This is a genomic window from Pseudomonas marginalis (genome assembly GCF_024169655.1).
Lineage (GTDB): Bacteria > Pseudomonadota > Gammaproteobacteria > Pseudomonadales > Pseudomonadaceae > Aquipseudomonas > Aquipseudomonas paraveronii.
Genome location: NZ_JALJWV010000001.1, coordinates 1,607,046 through 1,630,960, shown reverse-complemented (window position 1 = coordinate 1,630,960; position 23,915 = coordinate 1,607,046). Strand labels below are relative to the sequence as shown.

Annotated in this window: 19 protein-coding genes; 8 read left to right on the top strand and 11 right to left on the bottom strand. The window is 60.8% G+C overall.

Annotated elements, in window-relative coordinates:
• The first annotated feature begins 61 nt into the window (after positions 1 to 61).
• Entirely contained in the window at positions 62 to 595 is a 534-nt protein-coding gene (locus J2Y83_RS07300; RefSeq protein ID WP_253394137.1) for a chalcone isomerase family protein, read from the top strand.
• Positions 596 to 791: 196 nt separating this feature from the next.
• On the opposite strand, the gene J2Y83_RS07295 is transcribed toward J2Y83_RS07300, so the two are convergent.
• Complete coding sequence (locus tag J2Y83_RS07295; RefSeq protein WP_253394135.1) at positions 792 to 2,255, bottom strand: glyceraldehyde-3-phosphate dehydrogenase; 1,464 nt, start codon at positions 2,253 to 2,255, stop codon at positions 792 to 794.
• 340 nt (positions 2,256 to 2,595) lie between these two features.
• Between J2Y83_RS07295 and mfd the strand changes: the two genes are divergently transcribed.
• The 3 genes from mfd to J2Y83_RS07280 are packed head-to-tail and all read left to right on the top strand — an operon-like array spanning position 2,596 to position 9,326.
• Positions 2,596 to 6,045, top strand: a complete 3,450-nt coding sequence (gene mfd / locus J2Y83_RS07290; RefSeq protein WP_253394134.1) for a transcription-repair coupling factor — start codon at positions 2,596 to 2,598, stop codon at positions 6,043 to 6,045.
• A gap of 11 nt (positions 6,046 to 6,056) precedes the next feature.
• Positions 6,057 to 6,623 carry a CsiV family protein gene (locus tag J2Y83_RS07285; RefSeq protein ID WP_253394133.1) on the top strand — a complete coding sequence of 189 codons (567 nt, stop codon included), beginning with the start codon at positions 6,057 to 6,059 and terminating at the stop codon, positions 6,621 to 6,623.
• A gap of 9 nt (positions 6,624 to 6,632) precedes the next feature.
• Positions 6,633 to 9,326, top strand: coding sequence for a DEAD/DEAH box helicase (locus J2Y83_RS07280; RefSeq protein WP_253394132.1), 2,694 nt, complete (start codon positions 6,633 to 6,635; stop codon positions 9,324 to 9,326).
• Between the two features lie 49 nt (positions 9,327 to 9,375).
• On the opposite strand, the gene nagZ is transcribed toward J2Y83_RS07280, so the two are convergent.
• Entirely contained in the window at positions 9,376 to 10,386 is a 1,011-nt protein-coding gene (gene nagZ, locus J2Y83_RS07275; RefSeq protein WP_253394131.1) for a beta-N-acetylhexosaminidase, read from the bottom strand.
• A gap of 143 nt (positions 10,387 to 10,529) precedes the next feature.
• Complete coding sequence (locus tag J2Y83_RS07270) at positions 10,530 to 11,237, bottom strand: TetR/AcrR family transcriptional regulator (RefSeq protein WP_253394130.1); 708 nt, start codon at positions 11,235 to 11,237, stop codon at positions 10,530 to 10,532.
• Positions 11,238 to 11,500: 263 nt separating this feature from the next.
• On the opposite strand from J2Y83_RS07270, the gene lexA reads away from it, so the two are divergent.
• On the top strand, positions 11,501 to 12,109 hold the full coding sequence (gene lexA, locus J2Y83_RS07265; RefSeq protein WP_003172575.1) for a transcriptional repressor LexA: 609 nt from the start codon (positions 11,501 to 11,503) through the stop codon (positions 12,107 to 12,109).
• A gap of 10 nt (positions 12,110 to 12,119) precedes the next feature.
• Complete coding sequence (gene sulA, locus J2Y83_RS07260; protein ID WP_253394126.1) at positions 12,120 to 12,593, top strand: SOS-induced cell division inhibitor SulA; 474 nt, start codon at positions 12,120 to 12,122, stop codon at positions 12,591 to 12,593.
• A gap of 117 nt (positions 12,594 to 12,710) precedes the next feature.
• Here sulA and J2Y83_RS07255 read toward each other — a convergent pair whose 3' ends face one another.
• From J2Y83_RS07255 to fadB, 6 genes are all read right to left on the bottom strand, one after another.
• Positions 12,711 to 12,944, bottom strand: coding sequence for a hypothetical protein (locus J2Y83_RS07255; RefSeq protein ID WP_053255041.1), 234 nt, complete (start codon positions 12,942 to 12,944; stop codon positions 12,711 to 12,713).
• A gap of 177 nt (positions 12,945 to 13,121) precedes the next feature.
• Complete coding sequence (locus J2Y83_RS07250; RefSeq protein ID WP_253394124.1) at positions 13,122 to 13,643, bottom strand: DUF6586 family protein; 522 nt, start codon at positions 13,641 to 13,643, stop codon at positions 13,122 to 13,124.
• 190 nt (positions 13,644 to 13,833) lie between these two features.
• Complete coding sequence (gene topA, locus J2Y83_RS07245; protein ID WP_247402001.1) at positions 13,834 to 16,455, bottom strand: type I DNA topoisomerase; 2,622 nt, start codon at positions 16,453 to 16,455, stop codon at positions 13,834 to 13,836.
• A gap of 114 nt (positions 16,456 to 16,569) precedes the next feature.
• Complete coding sequence (locus J2Y83_RS07240; RefSeq protein ID WP_010563748.1) at positions 16,570 to 16,806, bottom strand: DUF1653 domain-containing protein; 237 nt, start codon at positions 16,804 to 16,806, stop codon at positions 16,570 to 16,572.
• A 97-nt stretch (positions 16,807 to 16,903) separates the two neighbouring features.
• Positions 16,904 to 18,079, bottom strand: a complete 1,176-nt coding sequence (gene fadA, locus J2Y83_RS07235; RefSeq protein ID WP_253394122.1) for an acetyl-CoA C-acyltransferase FadA — start codon at positions 18,077 to 18,079, stop codon at positions 16,904 to 16,906.
• Positions 18,080 to 18,108: 29 nt separating this feature from the next.
• Positions 18,109 to 20,256 carry a fatty acid oxidation complex subunit alpha FadB gene (gene fadB, locus J2Y83_RS07230; protein WP_253394120.1) on the bottom strand — a complete coding sequence of 716 codons (2,148 nt, stop codon included), beginning with the start codon at positions 20,254 to 20,256 and terminating at the stop codon, positions 18,109 to 18,111.
• A 17-nt stretch (positions 20,257 to 20,273) separates the two neighbouring features.
• Here fadB and J2Y83_RS07225 point away from each other — a divergent pair, with 17 nt between their 5' ends.
• Complete coding sequence (locus J2Y83_RS07225) at positions 20,274 to 20,639, top strand: hypothetical protein (protein WP_253394118.1); 366 nt, start codon at positions 20,274 to 20,276, stop codon at positions 20,637 to 20,639.
• 111 nt (positions 20,640 to 20,750) lie between these two features.
• Here the strand turns inward: J2Y83_RS07225 and J2Y83_RS07220 are convergent, their stop codons facing one another.
• Positions 20,751 to 21,188, bottom strand: a complete 438-nt coding sequence (locus tag J2Y83_RS07220; RefSeq protein ID WP_253394116.1) for a hypothetical protein — start codon at positions 21,186 to 21,188, stop codon at positions 20,751 to 20,753.
• Between the two features lie 105 nt (positions 21,189 to 21,293).
• Between J2Y83_RS07220 and J2Y83_RS07215 the strand changes: the two genes are divergently transcribed.
• Positions 21,294 to 21,731 (top strand): universal stress protein, encoded by a 438-nt coding sequence (locus tag J2Y83_RS07215; RefSeq protein ID WP_253394115.1) that lies wholly within the window; start codon positions 21,294 to 21,296, stop codon positions 21,729 to 21,731.
• Positions 21,732 to 21,849: 118 nt separating this feature from the next.
• Here the strand turns inward: J2Y83_RS07215 and J2Y83_RS07210 are convergent, their stop codons facing one another.
• A complete protein-coding gene (locus tag J2Y83_RS07210; RefSeq protein ID WP_253394114.1) occupies positions 21,850 to 23,769 on the bottom strand; it encodes an ATP-binding cassette domain-containing protein in 1,920 nt (639 codons plus the stop codon).
• Between the last annotated feature and the right edge of the window lie 146 nt (positions 23,770 to 23,915).

Below are 23,915 nucleotides of genomic sequence, written 5' to 3'. Positions count from 1 at the left end.
CCTAATCGCCGTCGAAAATTGAATTAACCTGTAGGCACACACCTTGGCAGGACCCACCATTATGCGGCATGCGGTTGTCTGTTTATGGCTGATGTTCTCGGTGCCGGCATTCGCCAATGAGGTGGATCGTCTCACCCAGGCGAATTTCCCGGCGCAATCCCAGCAGTTGGCGCTGAAAAACCAAGCGCTGCTGACTTACCTCTGGGCGGATGTGTATGCAGCGGCGCTGTATGCCCCGGCCGAGGTCAGCGCGAAGCAGTCCTGGGATCGGCAAAAAGACCTGCGCCTGGTGCTGTATTACTTTCGCGATATCGACCGCAACGATGTGATTAAAGCCGCGAACACCACCCTTGAACGCCAGCAGACCAGCGCCCGCCTGAAACCAGAGCTTGCGCAACTGCATGGGCGTTTTCGCAACATCCGCAACGGTGATCGCTACGCCCTGGATTTTCGTCCAGGACGCGGCCTGAATCTGGAGATCAATGGCCAGGTGGTGTTCAGCAGTCGCGATGAGGAACTGGCGAGGGCGTACCTGGGCCTCTGGCTGGCGCCGAAGGGGCTGTCCGATAGTTTGCGTGACGAGTTGCTGGATTGAGGGTGTCGGGGCCGCGGCAAAGGCGGCGACTGATCCAGCGCTATCGCGGGCAAGCCCGCTCCCACATTTGACAGCGTACCGCCTGACGCCCCTGTGGGAGCGGGCTTGCCCGCGATGAAGCCGGCGCAAACAACATAAATCCCCAGCCAGAAAAAAGCCCCGAACCAGTCGGGGCTTTTTCATTCAACCTGAACGCTTAGCGCGGGAATGCAGGCGGGTTGACCCCAGCCATGTCTTCCATCACGCGAACGACCTGGCAGCTGTAGCCGAACTCGTTGTCGTACCACACGTACAGCACAACGCGGTTGTCCTGGGAAATGGTCGCTTCCGCGTCCACCACGCCGGCGTGGCGCGAGCCAACGAAGTCGGTGGAAACCACTTCCTGCGAGTTGACGAAGTCGATTTGCTTATGCAGATCGGAGTGCAGCGCCATGTAGCGCAGGTACTCATTCATCTCTTCACGGGTAGCGGCTTTCTCAAGGTTCAGGTTGAGAATCGCCATCGACACGTTAGGCGTCGGCACGCGGATCGCGTTACCGGTCAGCTTGCCGGCCAGCTCAGGCAGGGCCTTGGCGGCAGCGGTGGCAGCACCGGTCTCGGTGATCACCATGTTCAACGCGGCGCTGCGGCCACGGCGATCGCCCTTGTGGAAGTTGTCGATCAGGTTCTGGTCGTTGGTGTACGAGTGAACGGTTTCGACGTGGCCGTTGACGATGCCGAACTTGTCATTGACGGCCTTCAGCACCGGCACGATGGCGTTGGTGGTGCAGGAAGCGGCAGACACGATCTTGTCGTCAGCGGTGATTTCCGCGTGGTTGATGCCGTGAACGATGTTCTTCAGCTTGCCTTTACCAGGCGCAGTCAGGACAACGCGGGCAATACCCGGGCAGGTCAGGTGCTGGCCCAGGCCTTCGGCATCGCGCCATACGCCGGTGTTATCCACCAGCAGGGCGTCCTTGATGCCGTACTGGGTGTAATCCACCTCAGTCGGGTTCTTCGCGTAGATCACCTGGATCAGGTTACCGTTGGCGGTGATGGTGTTGTTTTCTTCGTCGATGACGATGGTGCCGTTGAACGGACCGTGTACCGAGTCGCGACGCAAGAGGCTCGCGCGCTTGGCCAGGTCGTTCTCGGCGCCTTTGCGCACCACGATGGCGCGCAGGCGCAAGCCGTCGCCGCCACCGGTTTTGCCGATCAGGATGCGTGCCAGCAAGCGGCCGATACGACCGAAGCCGTAAAGCACAACGTCAGTGCCTTTGCGGGCGGAAGCGTTCTGCTTGCCCACCACGTCGGCCAATTCTTCACGCACGAACTGCTCGACGGAACGGCCGCTGGCTTGGGCGCGGAATTTGGCGGCCAACTTGCCCAGGTCTACCGAGGCCGCGCCGAGCTTGAGCTCGCTCATGGCTTTGAGCAGAGGGAATGTTTCGTGGACGGAGAGTTCGCTGTCGTTGGCAGAACGATGGCGAGCAAAGCGATGCGCCTTGAGAATCGCGATGACTGATTGGTTGATCAGGCTGCGGCCATAGATCGAGCTCACCACATTGTTATTGCGGTACAGCTGACCGATAAGCGGGATCATCGCTTCAGCGAGTGCTTCACGGTCGATCCATTCACCAAGACACTGGTCGGGCTTCTGAGTCACGGGAACCTTCCACATGTAGGGGCTGAAAAAAGGGGCTACATTATGCCGCCAGGCCGCCCCAGGAGCAATGCGCGTCCCACAACAAAAAGCCCTCATCCAAAAAAGCCACCCCGCTGCAGCCCAGTAAATACGCGGGTTCCAGAAGGCCACTAGTGGAGCAGGCGGGGCGACTTGTCCGTAACCCTCCGAAAACTATGTGCATTTCAGCACTACATATTGAGTCAAAACACGCCATTGTTTGTCTTAGCCACTACATTTCCCACAAACCGTAATAGGCTCAGTCAGCAACTGACAGGCGGCACCTCGGGCCGTTACAATTACCGACTTTGTCGCAACGCTTGGAGCTCAACCTTCCGTGCCCGTTCTGCGTCTACCGCTACTCCCTGCCGCGGCAGGTAAACAGCACTGGGGTAACTTGCCCGGTGCCGCCCTGAGCCTGGCCATCGCCGAGGCTGCCAGCGCAGCCAAGCGCTTTACCCTGCTGCTTACCGCCGACAGCCAAAGCGCCGAACGGCTGGAGCAGGAGCTGAGCTTCTTCGCCCCCGATTTGCCGGTGCTGCACTTTCCCGACTGGGAAACCCTGCCCTACGACCTGTTCTCGCCGCACCAGGACATCATTTCCCAGCGCATCGCCAGCCTGTACCGCCTGCCGGAACTGGCCCACGGCGTGTTGGTGGTGCCGATCACCACGGCGCTGCATCGCCTGGCGCCGACCAAGTTCCTGCTGGGCAGCAGCCTGGTGCTGGATATCGGCCAGAAGCTCGACGTCGAGCAAATGCGCACGCGCCTGGAAGCCAGCGGCTACCGCTGCGTCGACACGGTCTATGAGCACGGCGAATTCGCGGTGCGCGGCGCGCTGATCGACCTGTTCCCGATGGGCAGCAAGTTGCCGTACCGCATCGACCTGTTCGACGACGAAATCGAGACCCTGCGCACCTTCGATCCGGAAAACCAGCGCTCCATCGACAAGGTCGAGTCGATCAAACTGCTGCCGGCGCGGGAGTTCCCGCTGCAAAAAGACGCGGTGACACGCTTCAAGGCGCGCTTTCGCGAGCGCTTCGACGTGGACTTCCGGCGCTGCCCGATCTTCCAGGACTTGAGCAGCGGGATTACCCCCGCCGGTATCGAGTACTACCTGCCGCTGTTCTTCGACGAAACCTCCACCCTGTTCGACTACCTGCCCCAGGACACCCAGGTGTTCTCGCTGCCGGGCATCGAGCAAGCGGCGGAAAACTTCTGGAACGACGTGCGCAACCGCTATGAAGAGCGTCGCGTCGATCCATCCCGACCTTTATTACCGCCCGCCGAACTGTTCCTGCCGGTGGAAGACTGCTTCGCCCGCCTGAAAAACTGGCCGCGCGTGGTCGTCAGCCAAGAGGATGTGGACGCCGGCACGGGCCGCGCGCGCTTCCCGGCGCAAAACCTGCCGAACCTGGCGATTGAAGCCAAGGCCAGCCAACCGCTCGAAGCGCTGTCCAACTTCCTCGGCGATTTCCCCGGTCGCGTGCTGTTTACCGCCGAATCGGCCGGGCGCCGCGAAGTGCTGCTGGAGCTGCTGGAACGCCTGAAGCTGCGCCCGAAAACCGTCGACAGTTGGCCGGACTTCATCGCCAGCAAAGAGCGCCTGGCGATCACCATCGCGCCGCTGAATGAAGGCCTGCAGCTGGACGATCCGGCCCTGGCGCTGATCGCCGAAAGCCCGCTGTTCGGTCAACGGGTGATGCAGCGTCGTCGCCGCGATAAACGCGCCGACGCCAACAACGACGCGGTGATCAAAAACCTCACCGAGTTGCGCGAAGGCGCGCCAGTGGTGCATATCGACCACGGCGTCGGCCGCTACCTCGGCCTGCAAACCCTGGAAATCGACAACCAGGCCGCCGAATTCCTCACCATGGAATACGCCGAAGGCGCCAAGCTGTATGTGCCGGTGGCCAACCTGCACCTGATCGCCCGCTACACCGGCAGCGACGATGCCCTGGCGCCGTTGCACCGCCTCGGTTCCGAGACCTGGCAGAAAGCCAAGCGCAAGGCCGCCGAACAGGTGCGCGACGTCGCCGCCGAACTGCTCGACATTTATGCCCGGCGTGCAGCGCGCGAAGGTTACGCCTTCGCCGACCCGAAAGCCGACTACGCCACTTTTAGTGCCGGCTTCGCCTTCGAAGAAACCCCGGACCAGCAAACCACCATCGACGCCGTGCGCGCCGACATGCTCGCGCCCAAGCCGATGGACCGCCTGGTGTGCGGCGACGTGGGCTTCGGCAAGACCGAAGTGGCGATGCGCGCAGCCTTCATCGCGGTGCATGGCGGCAAGCAAGTGGCGATCCTGGTGCCGACCACCCTGCTCGCCCAGCAGCACTACAACAGCTTCCGTGACCGCTTTGCCGACTGGCCGGTGACCGTGGAAGTGATGAGCCGCTTCAAGTCCGCCAAGGAAGTGAATGCCGCCGTCGCCGACCTGGCGGAGGGCAAGATCGACATCGTGATCGGCACGCACAAGCTGCTGTCGGACGATGTGAAGATCAAGAACCTGGGCCTGGTGATCATCGACGAAGAACACCGCTTCGGGGTGCGCCAGAAAGAACAGCTCAAGGCCCTGCGCAGCGAAGTCGACATTCTGACCCTCACCGCCACGCCGATTCCGCGCACGCTGAACATGGCGGTGTCGGGCATGCGCGACCTGTCGATCATCGCCACCCCGCCGGCGCGGCGCCTGTCGGTGCGCACCTTCGTGATGGAGCAGAACAACAGCACGGTCAAGGAAGCGCTGCTGCGCGAATTGCTGCGCGGCGGGCAGGTGTATTACCTGCACAACGACGTGAAGACCATCGAGAAATGCGCCGCCGACCTCGCTGCATTGGTGCCGGAAGCGCGCATCGCCATCGGCCACGGGCAGATGCGCGAGCGCGACCTCGAACAGGTGATGAGCGACTTCTACCACAAGCGCTTCAACGTACTGATCGCCTCGACCATCATCGAGACCGGCATCGACGTGCCAAGCGCCAACACCATCATCATCGAGCGCGCCGACAAGTTCGGCCTGGCGCAACTGCATCAACTGCGCGGCCGCGTCGGACGCAGTCACCACCAGGCCTACGCCTACCTGCTGACGCCACCGCGCCAGCAAATCACCGGCGACGCGGAAAAACGCCTGGAAGCCATCGCCAACACCCAGGACCTGGGCGCCGGCTTTGTGCTGGCCACCAACGACCTGGAAATCCGTGGCGCCGGCGAACTGCTCGGCGACGGCCAGAGCGGGCAGATCCAGGCCGTGGGCTTCACCCTGTATATGGAAATGCTCGAACGTGCGGTGAAAGCCATCCGCAAGGGCGAGCAACCGAACCTCGACCAACCGCTGGGCGGCGGCCCGGAGATCAACTTGCGCTTGCCGGCGTTGATTCCCGAAGACTACCTGCCGGACGTCCACGCACGGCTGATCCTGTACAAACGCATCGCCTCGGCCACCGACGAAGAAGGCCTCAAGGACTTGCAAGTAGAGATGATCGACCGCTTCGGCCTGTTGCCGGAACCGACCAAGAACCTGGTGCGCCTGACCCTGCTCAAATTGCAGGCTGAGCAACTGGGCATCAAGAAGGTCGACGCCGGGCCGCAGGGCGGGCGCATCGAGTTCGAAGCGCAGACGCCAGTGGACCCGCTGGTGCTGATCAAGCTGATCCAGGGCCAGCCCAACCGTTACAAGTTCGAAGGGGCTACGCTGTTCAAGTTCATGGTGCCGATGGAACGCGCCGAAGAACGTTTCAATACCTTGGAGGCGCTGTTTGAGCGCCTCATCCCGAAATCTGCTTGAAGGACGCCCCAATGCGCGTGTTCCGCATTCTGAGCTTGTTATTAGTGGTACTCGCACCCTCGGCGTTTGCCGACAGCCTGTACCAAGTGGAAATGGTTCTGGTGCGCCAGAACATGGAGCCGGTGATCAACAGCCGCGCCGCACCGGAAGACTGGGATGCCGGCGCCACGCGCCTGGGCGACAGAAAGAGCCCGCCGCGCCTGGGCACGATCGTCGACAAACTTCGCGCAGACGCCAACTACACCGTGCTCGCACACAAGGCCTGGGAACAGAACCTCGGCGAGCAACCGGTCAAGATCGCGATCACCGACGGCCAGGAGCAGTTCGGCCAGTTTCCCATCGAGGGCGTGCTGAACCTGCAACTGGGCCGTTTTACCGATATCGACGCCGACTTCTGGATCAACCAGTTTGACGGCAACGGCAGCGTCATCGCCAGCGAGCACCTCGCGCAGAAAGACGTGCGCACCAAGAACAACCAGCTCAACTACCTGGATGGCGGCCACCTCGCGCTGCTGATCAAGATCACTTCGTTGACCGCCAAGCAGCCCAGCGCACCGCCCACCGACCTTCAGGACTGATCCAGCGCCATGCCCCTGACGTCGCCGCTGACCAAGCCCTTGGCCCCTTCGTGGGCCAATCGCTTTAAAGAACAAAGCCTGGAGCGCGGGCGGCGCTATGCCCTGGAAAACCGCGTGCGCATCGTCGAGTCGGGCGACAGCACCATCATCGCCAGTTGCGAAGGCTCGGGCAGCAACGTCTACCGGCAGACCATCTCGTTGCGCGAATCGGCCAAGGGCACGCTGATCCTGGTGGACAGCCGCTGTACCTGCCCGGTACACACCAACTGCAAACACATCGCGGCGGTGCTGCTCAAGGTCCAGGAAACCCTGGCCTACCCGGCGGCGGCCCAGGACGCCGAACTGCTGGAAAAACTCCAGGCCGTGCTGGACAACCGCGTGGTGTTGCCGCAAGTGGTGATGGACGATGTGCTGCCCGTGCCGCGCTTGTGGCTGGCGAGTGTCGAGTTCAGCGCGTTCGAGCCGCGCAACGGCAAGATGCAGCGCTATATCCAGCACCGTGCGGCGCTGTCGTTCAATTATCTGGGCAACTACGTCAGCGGGCAAAAGAACGCCGACATCATCGTCCGCCAGGAAACCCAGAGCCTGCGAATCAAGCGGCACCCCGAGCAGGAACAACGCTATCGCGAGCAACTGCGCCTGCTCGGCTTCAAGATCGCCACGCGCCAGAGCAAAGCGCTGCCGGAAAGTGCCGGCGAGCTGTTCGAGATGGTCAACGACAGCGCCTGGCTGAACTTCACCCTCAACGCATCGCCGACACTGCGGGCAGAAGGCTGGGAGTTGCAGATCGACGACGACTTCGGCTTCGACCTGAGCCCGGTGGACGACTGGTATGCCACCGTCGACGAAGGGCCGGAGCGTGACTGGTTCGATCTGGAACTGGGGATCATCGTCAACGGTGAGCGCCTGAGCCTGTTGCCGATCCTGCTCAACCTGATGCGTTCGCACACCGAGATCCTCAACCCGGAAAAACTCGCGCGGCGCCGCGATGACGAACTGATCCTGGTCAACATCCCCGGCCTGCCCAACGGCGGCCATGGCCCGCTGCAAGTGGCACTGCCCTACGGCCGCTTGAAACCCGTACTGGCCACCCTCGGCGAGTTTTACCTGCAGGAACCCGGCACCACCACGTTGCGCCTGGCCAAAGCCGACGCGATCCGCCTCAACCCGCTGGAAGACCTGCCCCTGCAATGGGAAGGCGGCGAGAAGATCCGCAACTTCGCCCAGCGCCTGCGCGACATCAAGGATTTCACCTGCGTCGCGCCCGAGGGCTTGAACGCGACCTTGCGCCCCTATCAGCTGGAGGGCTTGAGCTGGATGCAGTCACTGCGCCAACTGGATGTGGGCGGCATTCTTGCGGACGACATGGGCCTGGGCAAAACCCTACAGACCCTGGCGCATATTCTCAGCGAAAAGATCGCCGGGCGCCTGGACCGCCCGTGCATGGTGGTGATGCCCACCAGCCTGATTCCCAACTGGCTCGACGAAGCCGCGCACTTCACGCCGCAACTCAAGGTCCTGGCGCTGTATGGCGCCACGCGCAAAAAACACTTCGCGAACTTGCAGGACTACGACCTGCTGCTGACCACGTATGCGTTGCTGCCCAAAGACATCGAGCAGCTCACCGCCCTGCCCTTGCATGTGCTGATCCTCGACGAAGCGCAGTACATCAAGAACCCTTCGAGCAAGGCGGCCCAGGCGGCGCGTGAGCTCAACGCACGGCAGCGCCTGTGCCTGAGCGGCACGCCGCTGGAAAACCACCTGGGCGAGCTGTGGTCGCTGTTCCACTTCCTGCTGCCGGGCTGGTTGGGCGACGTGAAAAGCTTCAACCGCGACTACCGCGTGCCCATTGAAAAACGCGCCAGCGATGTACGATTGCAGCACCTGAACGGTCGGATCAAACCGTTCCTGCTGCGCCGTACCAAGGAACAGGTGGCGACGGAATTACCGCCGAAAACCGAGATCATCCACTGGGTCGAGCTCAATGAGGCTCAGCGCGACGTGTACGAAACCATGCGCCTGGCCATGGACAAAAAAGTCCGCGACGAGATCACCCGCAAAGGCGTGGCGCGCAGCCAGATCATCATTCTTGAAGCGCTGCTCAAGTTGCGCCAGGTGTGCTGCGACTTGCGCCTGGTCAACGATGCCACCCTACCGGCGCGCGGCAGCAGCTCGGGCAAGCTCGACAGCTTGATGGAGATGCTCGAAGAACTGTTTGCCGAAGGGCGCCGGATTCTGTTGTTTTCCCAGTTCACCTCGATGCTGAGCTTGATTGAAGTCGAGCTGAAAAAACGCGGCGTCGCCTACGCGCTGCTGACCGGCCAGACCCGCGATCGGCGCACGCCGGTGAAGGACTTCCAGAGCGGCAAGCTGCAGATCTTTCTGATCAGCCTGAAGGCAGGTGGCGTGGGCCTGAACCTGACCGAAGCCGACACCGTGATCCACTATGACCCGTGGTGGAACCCGGCCACGGAAAACCAGGCCACTGACCGTGCGTATCGCATCGGCCAGGAAAAGCCGGTATTCGTCTACAAGATGATTGCGCGGGGCACGGTGGAGGAGAAAATCCAGCACCTGCAGAAGGAAAAGTCCGACCTGGCAGCAGGCGTGCTGGACGGGCGGACCACCGGGGATTGGCAGTTGGGCAACGAGGATATCGAGGCGCTGTTTGCGCCGTTGCCCAATAAGCAAGAAAAGCGCTGACGGTTAGATCGCCTATCGCGGGCCTGCCCGCGATAGGCGCGCCGCCGTCTTAATCGATCAACTGCGCCTCGCGCAGTGCCCTGAGCGCCACCAGCCAACGCGGATCTTGCTTATAGTCCGTCGACGCAATCGCTTGCCCACGCATCCGCGCAATCCGCGCCGATGGCATGACCTTCATGCGCTGGGCCGCACTCAGCGCCAGTTCGGCAGCCGCCCGATCATTGCACACCAGGCCCATGTCGCACCCCGCCGTCAGTGCGGCTTCAATACGGCTGGCCGCATCCCCGACCACATGGGCACCGGCCATGGACAGGTCGTCGCTGAAAATCACCCCGTCAAACTGCAGCTCGCCGCGCAGGATGTCCTGCAACCAGCGGCGCGAGAAACCGGCAGGCTGGGCGTCGACTTGCGGGTAAATGACGTGTGCCGGCATCACCGCCGCCAATTGCTGACTCAGGCGTGCGAAAGGCACCAAGTCATTGGCGCGAATCTGTTCCAGGCTGCGTTCGTCATTGGGAATCGCAACGTGGGAATCGGCCTCAGCCCAACCGTGCCCCGGGAAATGCTTGCCGGTGGCGGCCATGCCGGCGCTGTTCATGCCGCGGATAAACGCACCGGCAAGCACTGCGGCGCGCTCGGGGTCGCCCTCGAAGGAACGGCTGCCGACCACCGCGCTGCGCTGGTAGTCCAGGTCCAGCACGGGGGCGAAGCTCAGGTCCAGGCCAACGGCCAGGACTTCAGTGGCCATGATCCAGCCACACTGTTCGGCGAGGTATTCGGCATTGGGGTGACCCGCCAGCGCGCGCATGGCCGGCAGACGCACAAAGCCCTGGCGCAAGCGCTGCACGCGACCGCCTTCCTGGTCGACCGCCAGCAGCAGGTCCGGGCGCACGGCACGAATCGCCGCGCTCAATTCCCGCACCTGGCGCGGATGCTCGATATTGCGTGCAAAAATGATCAGGCCGCCCACCTCAGGCTGGCGCAACAGGTGGCGATCCTCGGCCGTCAGCCAGGTGCCGGCAACGTCGACCATCAAAGAACCTTGCAGGGCAGCAGTCATAAACCTTCCTTAAATAACGCACACAACCCGTTGCTCTCGCGGCGCGACGGGGGCGGCGAGAACAACGGGTTGCGAGTCAATAGCTGAATTCGGCATGGGTGGCTAGCTTAGCGGATGCCAGCGGCCGCGCACACCCGGGGCGGTCAAACCTTCGCGGGGATTGGCGTGGATTTGCTGCGCGGACGCAATTGCGCGGCGGCCATGGCCTGGTCGGTCACGCCGGTTTCGGCGCGCATGCCCGCAGCGAGGAACGGCACCATCAGGCGCATCACCTGTTCGATGGAGGTGTTGACGCCAAAGTCAGTCTCGGCAATTGCCCGCAACGCTTTGATCCCGGACATGCTGAATGCCGCCGCGCCGAGCATGAAATGTACGCGCCAGAACAATTCGATCGGCGGAATGCGCGGGGCGGCTTCGTTGACCAGCAACATATAGCGGCGGAATACCTTGCCGTACATGTCTTCCAGGTAGCGGCGCAGGTGGCCTTGGCTCTGGCTGAACGCCAGGCCCAACAGGCGCATGAAGATCGACAGGTCGTTGCCGCTGCGGGGCTGCACCACCAGCGCTTGCTCAACGAGGATTTCCAGCAGTTCTTCCAGGCTCGGCTTATGGTCGGCCTTGGCCTGGCGGCGTTCGAGCTCACGGTCGAGACTGGCGCAGAACGGCCCCAGGAAACGCGAGAACACCGCCTGGATCAGGGCTTTTTTTGAGCCGAAATGGTAGTTCACGGCGGCGAGGTTGACCCCGGCCTTGCTGGTGATCAGCCGCAATGAGGTTTCAGCAAATCCTTTTTCCGCGAACAATTGCTCGGCAGCATCGAGAATGCGTTCAACGGTTTCCGACTGGGCCATGGCTACTCCGCCTGACAAACACTTGTTTGAAACATACGTTTCAGGTTGTGTCTTGTCAAGCCTGCGGGTTCGCTTTCCGGCTGGGCAGTCATCTATTTGAAGGCTATTTAATCACATCCTTTCAACTCTGTAGGCAGCGCTGTCTTTGCGTTGTAGGAGGGCTGACGAATGACCGTCCAGCGGACGCGCAAAAAAGGATGATTGCCAAGCGCAGTCCACTGTATATAATCCCAGTCACTGTATAAAAAGACAGAGCGATCAACATGCTAAAACTGACGCCACGCCAAGCTGAGATTCTGGCTTTTATCAAGCGCTGCCTCGACGACAACGGCTATCCGCCGACGCGTGCGGAAATTGCGCTGGAGCTGGGGTTCAAATCCCCCAACGCCGCCGAAGAACACCTCAAGGCCCTCGCTCGCAAAGGCGCGATCGAGATGACCCCGGGCGCTTCGCGGGGCATTCGCATCCCCGGTTTCGAAGCCAAGGCCGACGAATCGACCCTGCCGATCATCGGTCGCGTCGCTGCCGGTGCGCCGATCCTGGCGCAGCAGCACGTCGAGGAGTCCTGCAACATCAACCCGACCTTCTTCCATCCTCGCGCCGACTACCTGTTGCGGGTGCATGGCATGAGCATGAAGGACGTGGGCATTTTCGACGGCGACCTGCTGGCCGTCCACACCACTCGCGAAGCCCGTAACGGCCAGATCGTCGTCGCCCGTATCGGTGACGAAGTCACCGTCAAACGCTTCAAGCGCGAAGGCAGCAAGGTCTGGCTCCTGGCCGAGAACCCTGAGTTCGCCCCGATAGAAGTCAACCTGAAAGACCAGGACCTGGTGATCGAAGGCCTGAGTGTCGGCGTCATTCGCCGCTAAAGGAGGCATCATGCAGCTCGTGCACACACCCCAACACACACAACTGTCGCTGTTCGAGGCCTTTATGGCCCAACCCCTTGCGCCCATCCTCAAGGAAACGGTCGAGGCGCCCTGGAGCGCCGAGCCTGAGGCGTTCAGTGAACTGTCGTTGCGCGGTGCGGCCGGGAGCTGCCTGAGCCTGCTGGCGCCGATCCTGCGCGAACTGAGCGAGGAACAGGACGCACGCTGGTTGACGCTGATCGCCCCGCCCGCCAGCCTGACCCAAGCCTGGCTGCGGGACGCCGGTCTCAACCGAGAGCGCATCCTGTTGCTACAACCACGCGGAGCGCAAAGCGCGCAACAGTTGACCTGCGAAGCCCTGCGCCTGGGCCGCAGCCATACAGTGGTGAGCTGGTTGAACCCGCTGAATGCCAACGCCAAGCAGCAGTTGATCAGTGCCGCGCGCACTGGCGATGCACAGAGCTTGAATATTCGTTTGGGGTAAATGCAACAGTCAGACTCGCGGCTAGCTGACCTTGGTCAGTGCCCGCGATCGACGCGAGGCTTCTTCAGGCTGAGAAGCCGATCTGCAACATACAGCCAAAAAAGCGACCAGCGAGACTCAGTGCAGAACCCGTGGACCGTCGTCCTTCTCCGGTTCGCCTTCCGCCAAGCGGCCAGCCATCTGCACACCAACGCTCAACATGGCTTTAGCCACTTCCACGTGCTGGCCTTGCAGGAATGCCTTGGCGTCCTCGGAAAAGTCCAAGATAACCAGAGAACCCTCGTCCTCAGCCCGGCGCAGCTCGATTCGGCCGTCAGGCAATTCAACAATTTCCAGAAAGGACGTCGGCATAAAAGTCTATTCTCCACGAAAGGCCGGGATTATATCAGTCATCTGCCGGGCCTCGCAGAGGATCTGGCGAGGTTTCTTTACGGCTGGATGAATGGTGTCCGTTGGATCACCGCTGCTGCGGTGGGAGCTGGTTTGCCTGCTCCCACATTGCCCAGAGCAATTGGCAGATAACTTAGCTCAGCACTCGTTCAAACCTTCGCGAAAACGCAGCGCCATCTTTTTCAGCTCTTGGCGCCAGCCTTCTAGCTCTTCGCGGCTCAACGGCTTCGGTTCATCCTCTTCCAGCGCCAGCGCCACGATCAACGGCTGGGTCACATCGCCCTTGGGGACATGAGGAACACGTGGCGGCTGGAACATATCGGCATGCGCTTTGAGCAGGCGCGCTACCCAACTGTCGGGGCTTTGCGCCATTTCCACCAGCTCGGCGAGCTCAGGGATCGCCATGGCGTCCAGCACTTCGCGATTCATGATCATTTCCGCACGCGGCGAACCGGCCTGGGGTAAACGGTAGAACCCGGCGATTTCATGACACAACCCCAGCAAGGCACCGTAGAGATGAAACAAGGCCGCCTCACGTCCCGCCTGGACCAGCGCGATGGCGTTCATCTCCTTCCCTGCCTCGGCGCGGCCAAGGGCTTCCAGGGACAAACCCGCAAAGTAAATTTTCTGATTGGTACGGGTATAGAGTTCGTTGGCCATGACGGCAATCTCCACAACGAATAGGCGTGATGCTGGTATGCAGGAGCGGGCTTGCCCGCGAAAAAACCGGGAGCGCCGTGGGGCATCAGGTTTTTCGCGTAATCGTTAACGACCTTCGCGAGCAAGCTCGCTCCTACAGCAAGCAAAAGCCGTCTATGCAGACGGCTTTTAGCGTTATCAGATTAACCGATCAAGCGCCCTGGCGCTTGTCCTCGACCTTCCACTTGCCGCCGTCGTAGAACGCCTTCCAACCAGTAGGTTTACCGTCCACTTCGGACTGAACGTACTGTTCCTTGGTCTTGCGGCTGTAGCGGATCACGGCCGGGCGACCGTCCGGGTCCTTCTTCGGCGCTTCACACAGGAAGTGGTACTTCGGATCGATCTCATCCTTGTGCGGCACGATCTCCAGCACCAACGGCGCACGGGTCTCGCGGTTTTTCGGGAACTGGCTGGCAGCCAGGAACAGCCCCGAAGCGCCATCACGCAGGATGTAGGTGTCGTTGACCTTCTCGCACTTGAGCTCGGGCATCTTCACCGGGTCCATCTTCGGTGGTGCCGCATCACCGCTTTTCAGCAGTTTGCGGGTGTTCTTGCACGTCGGGTTGGTGCAACCGAAGAACTTGCCGAAACGGCCGGTCTTGAGCTGCATCTCGCTGCCGCACTTGTCACATTCCAGGCTCGGGCCTTCGTAGCCCTTGATGCGGTAGCTGCCCTCTTCGATCTCGTAGCCGTCGCAATCCGGGTTGTTACCGCAGATGTGCAACTTGTGCTTCTCGTCCAACAGGTAGGCATCCATCGCCGTGCTGCAGATCGGGCAACGGTGCTTGCCACGCAGGACCAGCGATTCGGATTCACCCTCGTCGTCGGCGGCGATTTCATCGCCCGGCACCAGGTTGACGGTGGCCTTGCAGCGTTCTTTCGGCGGCAGGCTGTAGCCCGAGCAACCGAGGAATACGCCGGTGGACGCGGTACGAATCTGCATCGGCCGGCCGCAGGTCAGGCACGGGATGTCGGTCATCACCGGCTGGTTGGCACGCATGCCGCTGTCCGGGCTTTCGGCCACTTCGAGCTTCTTCTTGAAGTCGCCGTAGAACTCGTCGAGTACGTTCTTCCAGTCGCGCTCGCCGTGGGCCACGTCGTCGAGGTTCTCTTCCATGCCGGCAGTGAAGCCGTAGTCCATCAGGTTGGAGAAACTCTCGGACAGACGCTCGGTGACGATGTCGCCCATCTTTTCCGAATAGAAACGACGGTTGTGCAGCGCCACGTAGCCACGGTCCTGGATGGTGGAAATGATCGCCGCATAGGTCGAAGGACGACCGATACCGCGTTTCTCCATTTCCTTCACAAGGCTGGCTTCCGAATAACGCGCCGGCGGCTTGGTGAAATGCTGGGACGGGTCGAGCTTGATCAGCTTCAACGTGTCGCCCTGGGCCATGTCCGGCAGCACATCGTCGTCGCCTGGCTTGGCGATTTGCGGCATCACGCGAGTGTAGCCGTCGAACTTGAGGATACGGCCTTTGGCACGCAGCTCGAAGTCGCCTGCGCCCACACTGACGGTGGTGGACAGGTATTGCGCCGGCAGCATCTGGCAGGCCAGGAACTGGCGCCAGATGAGCTCGTAGAGACGCTCAGCGTCACGCTCCATGCCGGTCAGCTTACTCGGCTCGGTGTTGGCGTCGGAAGGACGAATCGCTTCGTGAGCCTCTTGGGCGCCTTCTTTGCTGCTGTAGACGTTCGGGTTTTCCGGCAGGTACTTCTTGCCGAACTCGCTTTCAATATAAGTGCGCGCCATCGCCACCGCGTCTTGCGACAGGTTGGTGGAGTCGGTACGCATATAGGTGATGTAGCCGGCTTCGTACAGACGCTGGGCCATCATCATGGTTTTCTTCACGCCGAAGCCCAGGCGGTTACTGGCGGCCTGTTGCAGGGTGGACGTGATGAACGGCGCCGACGGCTTGCTGCTGGTCGGTTTGTCTTCGCGCTTGACGATGCTGTAGCTGGAAGACTTGAGCTTCTCCAGCGCAGCCATGGCCTGGGTTTCGTTCAGCGGCTTGAAGGCCTCGCCTTTCTCACGGGCCACTTCGAAACGCACATTGTTGCCCTTGGCGGTACCGAGGTCCGCGTGGACTTCCCAATACTCTTCGGGGTTGAACGCACGAATTTCACGTTCACGCTCTACCACCAGCTTGACCGCTACCGATTGCACACGGCCGGCGGACAGGCCACGGGCAATTTTGGCCCACAGCAGTGGCGAAACCATGTAACCCACGACGCGGTCGAGGAAACGCCGGGCCTGCTGGGCGTTGACACGGTCGATATCCAGTTCGCCCGGCTTGGAGAAGGCTTCCTGGATGGCTTTCTTGGTGATTTCGTTGAACACCACACGCTTGTAGCGGCTGTCATCGCCGCCGATGGCTTCCCGCAGGTGCCAGGCAATGGCTTCCCCTTCGCGGTCCAAGTCCGTTGCGAGATAGATGGTGTCGGCATCTTTGGCGAGCCGGCGCAGCTCTTCGATGACCTTTTCCTTGCCCGGAAGGATTTCGTACTTGGCCTTCCAGCCATGTTCCGGGTCCACACCCATGCGCGAGACCAGTTGCTTGCGCGCTTTCTCTTTAGGCGTGAGTACCGGACCTTCGCCCGCAGCCGCCTTGCCGCGCTTGGCGGCTGGCTCCTTGCTGGCGCTAGCCGAACCGCTGGTGGGCAGGTCTCGGATATGGCCGATACTCGACTTCACCACGTACTCGTTGCCCAAGTACTTGTTGATGGTCTTGGCCTTAGCCGGGGATTCCACAATGACCAGCGATTTGCCCATGGATCGGAAAATTCCTGAATTCGAGAAGTGAAAGGCAGTTGGCGCCTGACGCGGCAACGCTATATATAGTGGCAACCGGGTGAGGTCAAGCGCAGCATTCTGCGCGGCCTGCCGTTATTGCCCTGAAAAAAGACTGGGTTCGGCCTGTACCAAAGCAAAGCGCGGGACCTGTTCGCCGTCAACTTCGACGGATTCGAGGAACATGCTCAAAGGGCGCACCCAAAAGCCGTAATCGCCATACAGTGCTTGGTAGAACACCACTTCTTCTTCGGTCTCGGAGTGCCGCGCCACATTAAAAACGCGGTACTGCGGACCTTTATAATGTTGGTAGAGCCCTGGTTCGACTTTCATGCTCTGGCCGCCTTACAAAATTTGTTAAAAAAAAATAATAAACCTACCGAAAAACAAAAACCGGGGCACTGGGCCCCGGCTTCCGTCAACTAAACGCTTAGAGGCGTTCGAAGACGGTGGAAATGCCTTGGCCGAGACCAATGCACATGGTTGCAACCCCAAGGTTGCCGCCATTTTGCTTCATCACGTTGAGCAAAGTGCCGGAGATACGCGCACCGGAGCAACCGAACGGGTGGCCCAGGGCAATCGCGCCGCCGTGCAGGTTAACCTTCTCGTTCATCTTGTCGAGCACTTTCAAATCTTTCAGCACTGGCAGGGCCTGTGCGGCGAACGCTTCGTTGAGCTCGAAGAAGTCGATATCGGCGATGGTCAGACCTGCGCGCTTCAAGGCTTTTTGTGTAGCCGGTACTGGACCATAGCCCATGATCGCCGGGTCCACACCCGCAACGGCCATCGAACGAATCACCGCCATCGGCTGGATCCCCAGGTCCTGGGCACGCTGCGCCGACATCACGATCATGCACGAGGCACCGTCGGTGATTTGCGACGAAGTACCCGCTGTCACGGTGCCGCCCTTTGGATTGAACGCCGGTTTCAAGGCGGCCAGGCTTTCCAGGGTGGTGTCCGGACGAATGGTTTCGTCGTAGTCGAACAGTTTCAGGAAACCGTTCTCGTCGTAGCCGTTCATCGGGATGATTTCATCCTTGAACTTGCCTTCCACGGTCGCCTTGTGGGCGAGTTGGTGGGAGCGCACGCCGAACGCGTCCTGGGCTTCACGGGTAATGCCGTGCATCTTGCCGAGCATTTCTGCGGTGAGGCCCATCATGCCCGAGGCTTTTGCCGCGTACAGCGACATGTGCGGGTTAGGGTCGACGCCGTGCATCATGCTGACGTGGCCCATGTGCTCCACGCCACCGATCACGAATACATCACCGTTGCCGGTCATGATCGCCTGGGCGGCCGTGTGCAGTGCGCTCATCGACGAGCCACACAGGCGGCTGACCGTCTGGGCGGCCGCAGTGTGCGGGATCTGGGTCAGCAACGAGGCCATGCGGGCGATGTTCCAGCCCTGCTCCAGGGTCTGGTTGACACAGCCCCAGATCACGTCTTCGACTTCGTTCGGGTCGACCTTGACGTTACGCTCCAGCAATTTGCTGATCAGGTGCGCCGACATGTCTTCGGCGCGGGTGTTGCGGTGCATGCCGCCCTTGGAGCGGCCCATCGGCGTGCGACCGAAGTCGACAATCACGACGTCTCTTGGATTCAAGCTCATAAATATTCTCGCTCAAGTGTATGGGACGCTTAACCGAAGAAGCTCTGGCCATTCTTGGCCATCTCACGCAGCTTCGCGGTCGGGTGGTACAGCGGGCCCAAATCAGCGTATTGATCAGCCAGGGCAACGAACTCGGCCACACCGATCGAGTCGATGTAACGCAGCGCACCGCCACGGAATGGAGGGAAACCAATACCGTACACCAGGCCCATGTCGGCTTCGGCGGCGGTTTCAACGATGCCGTCTTCCAGGCAACGCACGGTTTCCAGGCACAGGGCGATCATCATCCAGTTGATGATGTCCTCGTCGGACACCTCACGCTGCTCGTAGATGACCGGCGCGAGTACTTCGTGAACCGACGGGTCGGCCACTTTCTTCTGCTTGCCCTTCTTGTCGGTCTCGTAGGCGTAGAAACCCTTGCCGTTTTTCTGGCCCAGGCGCTTGGCCTCGTAGAGCGCGTCGATCGCCGAGCGGCGGTCGTCTTTCATGCGGTCCGGGAAGCCTTCAGCCATCACGTCGCGGCCATGGTGGCCGGTGTCGATGCCGACCACGTCCATCAGGTACGCCGGGCCCATGGGCCAGCCGAATTTTTCCATGACCTTGTCGATACGCACAAAGTCCACGCCAGCGCTGACCAGCTTGGCGAAACCGCCGAAGTACGGGAACAGCACGCGGTTGACCAGGAAGCCCGGGCAGTCGTTGACCACGATCGGGTTCTTGCCCATTTTCTTGGCGTAGGCAACGGTGGTGGCGACGGCCAGCTCGCTGGACTTCTCGCCACGGATCACTTCCACCAGCGGCATCATGTGTACCGGGTTGAAGAAGTGCATGCCGACGAAGTTTTCCGGACGCTTGAGGGCCTTGGCCAGCAGCGTGATGGAAATGGTCGAGGTGTTGGACGCCAGGATAGTGTCGTCTTTGACCTGGGCTTCCACTTCAGCCAGCACCGCTTGCTTGACCTTCGGGTTTTCGACAACCGCTTCGACCACCAGGTCGACGTGGCCGAAATCGCCGTAGGACAGCGTAGGACGAATGCCGTTAAGCACTTCAGCCATTTTCGCAGCGGTCATACGACCTTTATCAACGCGACCCACCAGCAGCTTGGCCGCTTCCGCCAGGCCTTGCTCGATGCCGTGCTCGTTGATGTCTTTCATCAGGATCGGCGTGCCTTTGGACGCCGACTGATAGGCAATACCGCCGCCCATGATACCGGCGCCAAGTACGGCGGCCTGTTTCACGTCTTTGGCGACTTCATCGTAGGCCTTGGCCTTTTTCTTCAGTTCCTGATCGTTCAGGAACAAGCCAATCAGGCTCCGGGCAGCAGAGGTCTTGGCCAGTTTGACGAAACCCGCCGCTTCCACTTCCAGGGCTTTGTCGCGACCGAAGTTCGCGGCTTTCTGGATGGTCTTGATCGCTTCAACCGGTGCCGGGTAGTTCGGGCCGGCCTGGCCTGCCACGAAACCTTTGGCGGTTTCGAACGCCATCATTTGTTCGATAGCGTTGAGCTTGAGTTTTTCCAGCTTCGGCTGACGCTTGGCCTTGTAGTCAAATTCGCCGTTGATGGCGCCCTTGATCAGGTTCAGTGCCGCTTCGGCCAGTTTGTCCGGAGCAACCACGGCATCGACAGCACCGACTTTCAGCGCGTCTTCAGCCTTGTTTTCCTTACCGGCGGCGATCCACTCGATGGCGTTATCGGCACCGATGATGCGCGGCAGGCGCACGGTGCCGCCAAAGCCTGGGTAGATGCCCAACTTGACTTCCGGCAGGCCGATTTTCGCAGTGGCCGACATGACGCGGAAATCCGCGGCCAGGCACATTTCCAGGCCGCCGCCCAGCGCGATGCCGTTGATCGCGGCAACGGTCGGCACGCTGAGGTCTTCGAAATCGCTGAAAATCTTGTTGGCTTCGAGGTTGCCAGCCACCAGCTCGGCATCGGGCAGCTTGAAGCTCTCGACGAATTCGGTGATGTCGGCGCCGACGATAAACACGTCCTTGCCGCTGGAGACGATCACGCCCTTGACCGAAGCATCTGCTTTGATGGCGTCTACGGCCTGACGCAGTTCGTTCAGGGTTAGACGGTTGAACTTGTTGACGGACTCACCCTTGAGGTCGAATTTCAGTTCGACGATGCCACTTTCAAGAGCCTTAACCGTGATGGCTTTACCTTCGTAAATCATCAACTGATCTCCACGATATGGAAGCTGAACAGTACACATTGGACGCTGGCCTCTGGATGGACATTGAAAATTTCGTCAATGCTCACCCCAATGCGCCAGGCACACCCGCCAATGCGATAGTCGGGATTCTGTATGAGACATCTGACAGACAAACGCTCAATTCATACGCCCGTTTGATTTGGGTACGCCACCTTCATCCAATTCCGGGCAATTGTCAATCGCTCGAAAGCGCTAGGAAAAACGCGACTTTCCAGTCATTTCAGAACCCCAACCCGCGGCCCACGCTTCGCCAATATTCAATTATTCACAAAATCAATAATGAACACGATGTTGAAAAAGGCTGTACAGATCCGGATATCCGGCTAGGCTTGCGGCAGCCATGAACGAATAGTCAAAACGCCTGGATGAATACCCGGCGTGGAACACACAGAGTTACCGGCCTGCCTGGCCAACCCCGCCCGATGATGATGTCGGGCTTTTTTATTGCCTGGCGTTCAGGCCAGGGCCTTGAGCAACGTATCAATGGCCTGCAGATCACTCACCTCGCCCTTCTCGCCCCAGCACAATGCGATCATTTGCCGGTCCGCCTCGACTTTGTAGACGTTGGCCGGCAGCGTCGCAAAATGCGCCAACAACGTCTCATCCACGCACGGTTCCTGCCATTGATTGACCCACACCCCAGGCTCCAACTGCCAGTAACTCCATAGCGCAGGAACCTTGCCGCGCCGTGGCCGGTGGTATTGCGCGCACGGGCTCGGTGGCTCCTGCTTGAGCCAGTGCGGCCACTCCTGAGGCGACAGTTGCATCGCCAGGCCCATACGGCGCGCCTCCATGCGCAGGGCCATGCGCCCGCTCTGATGAGGCGACGGGCGCAGCCATGCCAGGGGGCTCAAAACCACCGCGAGGATTGACACCACTATCCAGACCGTCATATGTGTACTCCCGAATTTCTAGATGAGCGGATTTGACCTGACGCAACCCCATCCGCTTGAAAGCAGCCATACTGAACTTATTGCAGTCCCCTGGAGGAACGCCCCATGTCATACGAACATATTCTGGTCGCCGTCGACCTGACCGAAGAGTGCGATCCAGTGATCAAGCGCGCCGTGGATCTGGCTGGCGACACTGCGAAGCTGTCCCTGGTGCATATCGTCGAACCGATGGCCATGGCCTTTGGCGGCGACGTGCCGATGGACCTGTCTCAATTGCAACAGCAGCAATTCGATCAAGCCAAGGAACGCCTTGAGCGCCTGATCGCCAAGTACCCGACCCTGAAAAAAGATCAGAGCCACCTGACCTATGGTCAGCCGCGCCAGGAAATCCATCACCTGGCCAAGGAACAGGGCTGCGACCTGATCGTGGTCGGCAGCCATGGCCGTCACGGGCTGGCATTGCTGCTGGGTTCCACCGCCAATGACGTACTGCACGGCGCACCGTGCGATGTGCTGGCGGTGAAGCTGGTAAAAAGCTCGTAAGACCGATGGAGATCCAATGTGGGAGGGGGCTTGCTTGCTCCCACATTTGAACTCATCTCCTATAAAAAACCCGGTGTTCATCAGATGAACACCGGGTTTTTTAATGCATTGGAATCAATCAGGCATCCAGCTCGGCCCAACGCTCAACCAACCCTTCCAGCTCCTGGTTCAATGTTTCCAGGGACGCGATGACCTTGGCAGTTTCCGCCGCCGGACGCAGGTAAAAACCCGCGTCAGCCATTTCCGCTTCGACCGCGGCGATCTGCTGCTCCTTGGCGTCGATTTCACCAGGCAGGGCTTCCAGCTCACGCTGCAGCTTGTAGCTGAGTTTCTTCTTCGCGGCAGGCGCGGCTTCCGCAGCCGGTGCAGCGGCGGCCACAGGGGCCACGACGGCGGAGCTCAAGTCGGCCTTGCCGGACTTGCTCTCGGTCACGCCCAACAGGCGCGGCGAGCCGCCCTGGCGCAGCCAGTCCTGGTAACCACCGACGTACTCGCGCACCTTGCCCTCACCTTCGAAGACCAGGGTGCTGGTGACCACGTTGTCGAGGAATGCCCGGTCGTGGCTGACCATCAGCACGGTGCCGTTGAAGGTCAGCAGGACCTCTTCCAGCAGCTCGAGGGTTTCCACGTCGAGGTCGTTGGTCGGTTCGTCGAGGACCAGCAAGTTGGCCGGCTTGCTGAACAGCTTGGCCAGCAGCAAGCGCGCGCGCTCACCACCGGACAAGGCCTTGACCGGCGTTCGGGCGCGCTGCGGGCTGAACAGGAAGTCGCCCAGGTAGCTCAGTACATGGCGGCTCTGGCCGTCGATATCGATAAAGTCGCGGCCTTCGGCGACGTTGTCGATCACGGTTTTTTCCAGGTCCAACTGGTGACGCAACTGGTCGAAGTAGGCCACGTCGATGCGCGTACCCTCTTCCACTTTACCGCTGGTCGGCTGCAGGCCGCTGAGCATCAGCTTGAGCAACGTGGTCTTGCCGGTGCCGTTGGCGCCGAGCAGGCCGATGCGGTCGCCGCGCTGCAGGACCATGGAGAAGTCCTTGATCAGGAACGGACCGTCCGGGTGATGGAAGCTAACGTTATCCAGCACCATCACCTGTTTGCCGGACTTATCGGCGGTTTCCAGCATGATGTTGGCCTTGCCGGTGCGCTCGCGACGCTCACCGCGCTCAACGCGCAGGGCTTTGAGTGCGCGTACACGGCCTTCGTTACGGGTGCGGCGCGCCTTGATGCCCTGGCGAATCCACACTTCTTCCTGGGCCAGACGCTTGTCGAACAAAGCGTTGGCGGTATCTTCGGCGGCCAGGGTGGCCTCCTTGTGGACCAGGAAGCTGGCGTAGTCGCCGTTCCAGTCGATCAGGCCACCACGGTCCAGTTCGAGGATGCGTGTCGCCAGGTTCTGCAGGAAGGATCGGTCGTGCGTGATGAACAGCACGGCACCCTGGAAATCCTTGAGGGCTTCTTCGAGCCAGGCAATCGCACCGATGTCCAAGTGGTTGGTCGGTTCGTCGAGCAGCAGCAGGTCCGGCTCGGACACCAGGGCCTGGGCCAGCAGCACGCGACGACGCCAGCCACCGGACAATTCGGCGAGGGTCTTGTCGGCCGGCAGTTGCAGGCGGCTCAGGGTGCTGTCCACCAACTGCTGCAAGCGCCAGCCGTCACGGGCTTCGAGGTCTTGCTGGACGTGCATCAGCTTGTCCAGATCTTCTTCGGTGACGCAGTTCTGCGCCAGGTGATGGTACTGGGCGAGCAACGCGCCAACGCCGTCGAGGCCTTCGGCGACCACGTCGAACACTGTCCGTCCGTCGGCCACCGGCAATTCCTGCGGCAATTCACCAATCTTGAGGCCGGGGGCACGCCAAACAGAGCCTTCATCGGGCTTCTGGTCGCCCTTTACCAGCTTCATCATGCTGGATTTACCGGTGCCGTTGCGGCCGATGATGCACACCCGCTCACCACGGGCGATCTGCCAGGACACCTTGTCCAACAACGGCATAGCGCCGAAAGCAAGGGACACATCGCTGAATTTGAGCAGGGTCATACGCTTCTCCAAAAACTGGGCGCGCATTCTACCTGAGTTGAGGGTGGGATGCGGTCGGCATTTTCGCTACTGACGCGTTCTGTAGGACAATTTCGGCGAACTTGAACGAACCGGTCAGCAAAGCTTTCACCGGCCGCTGGCAAAAG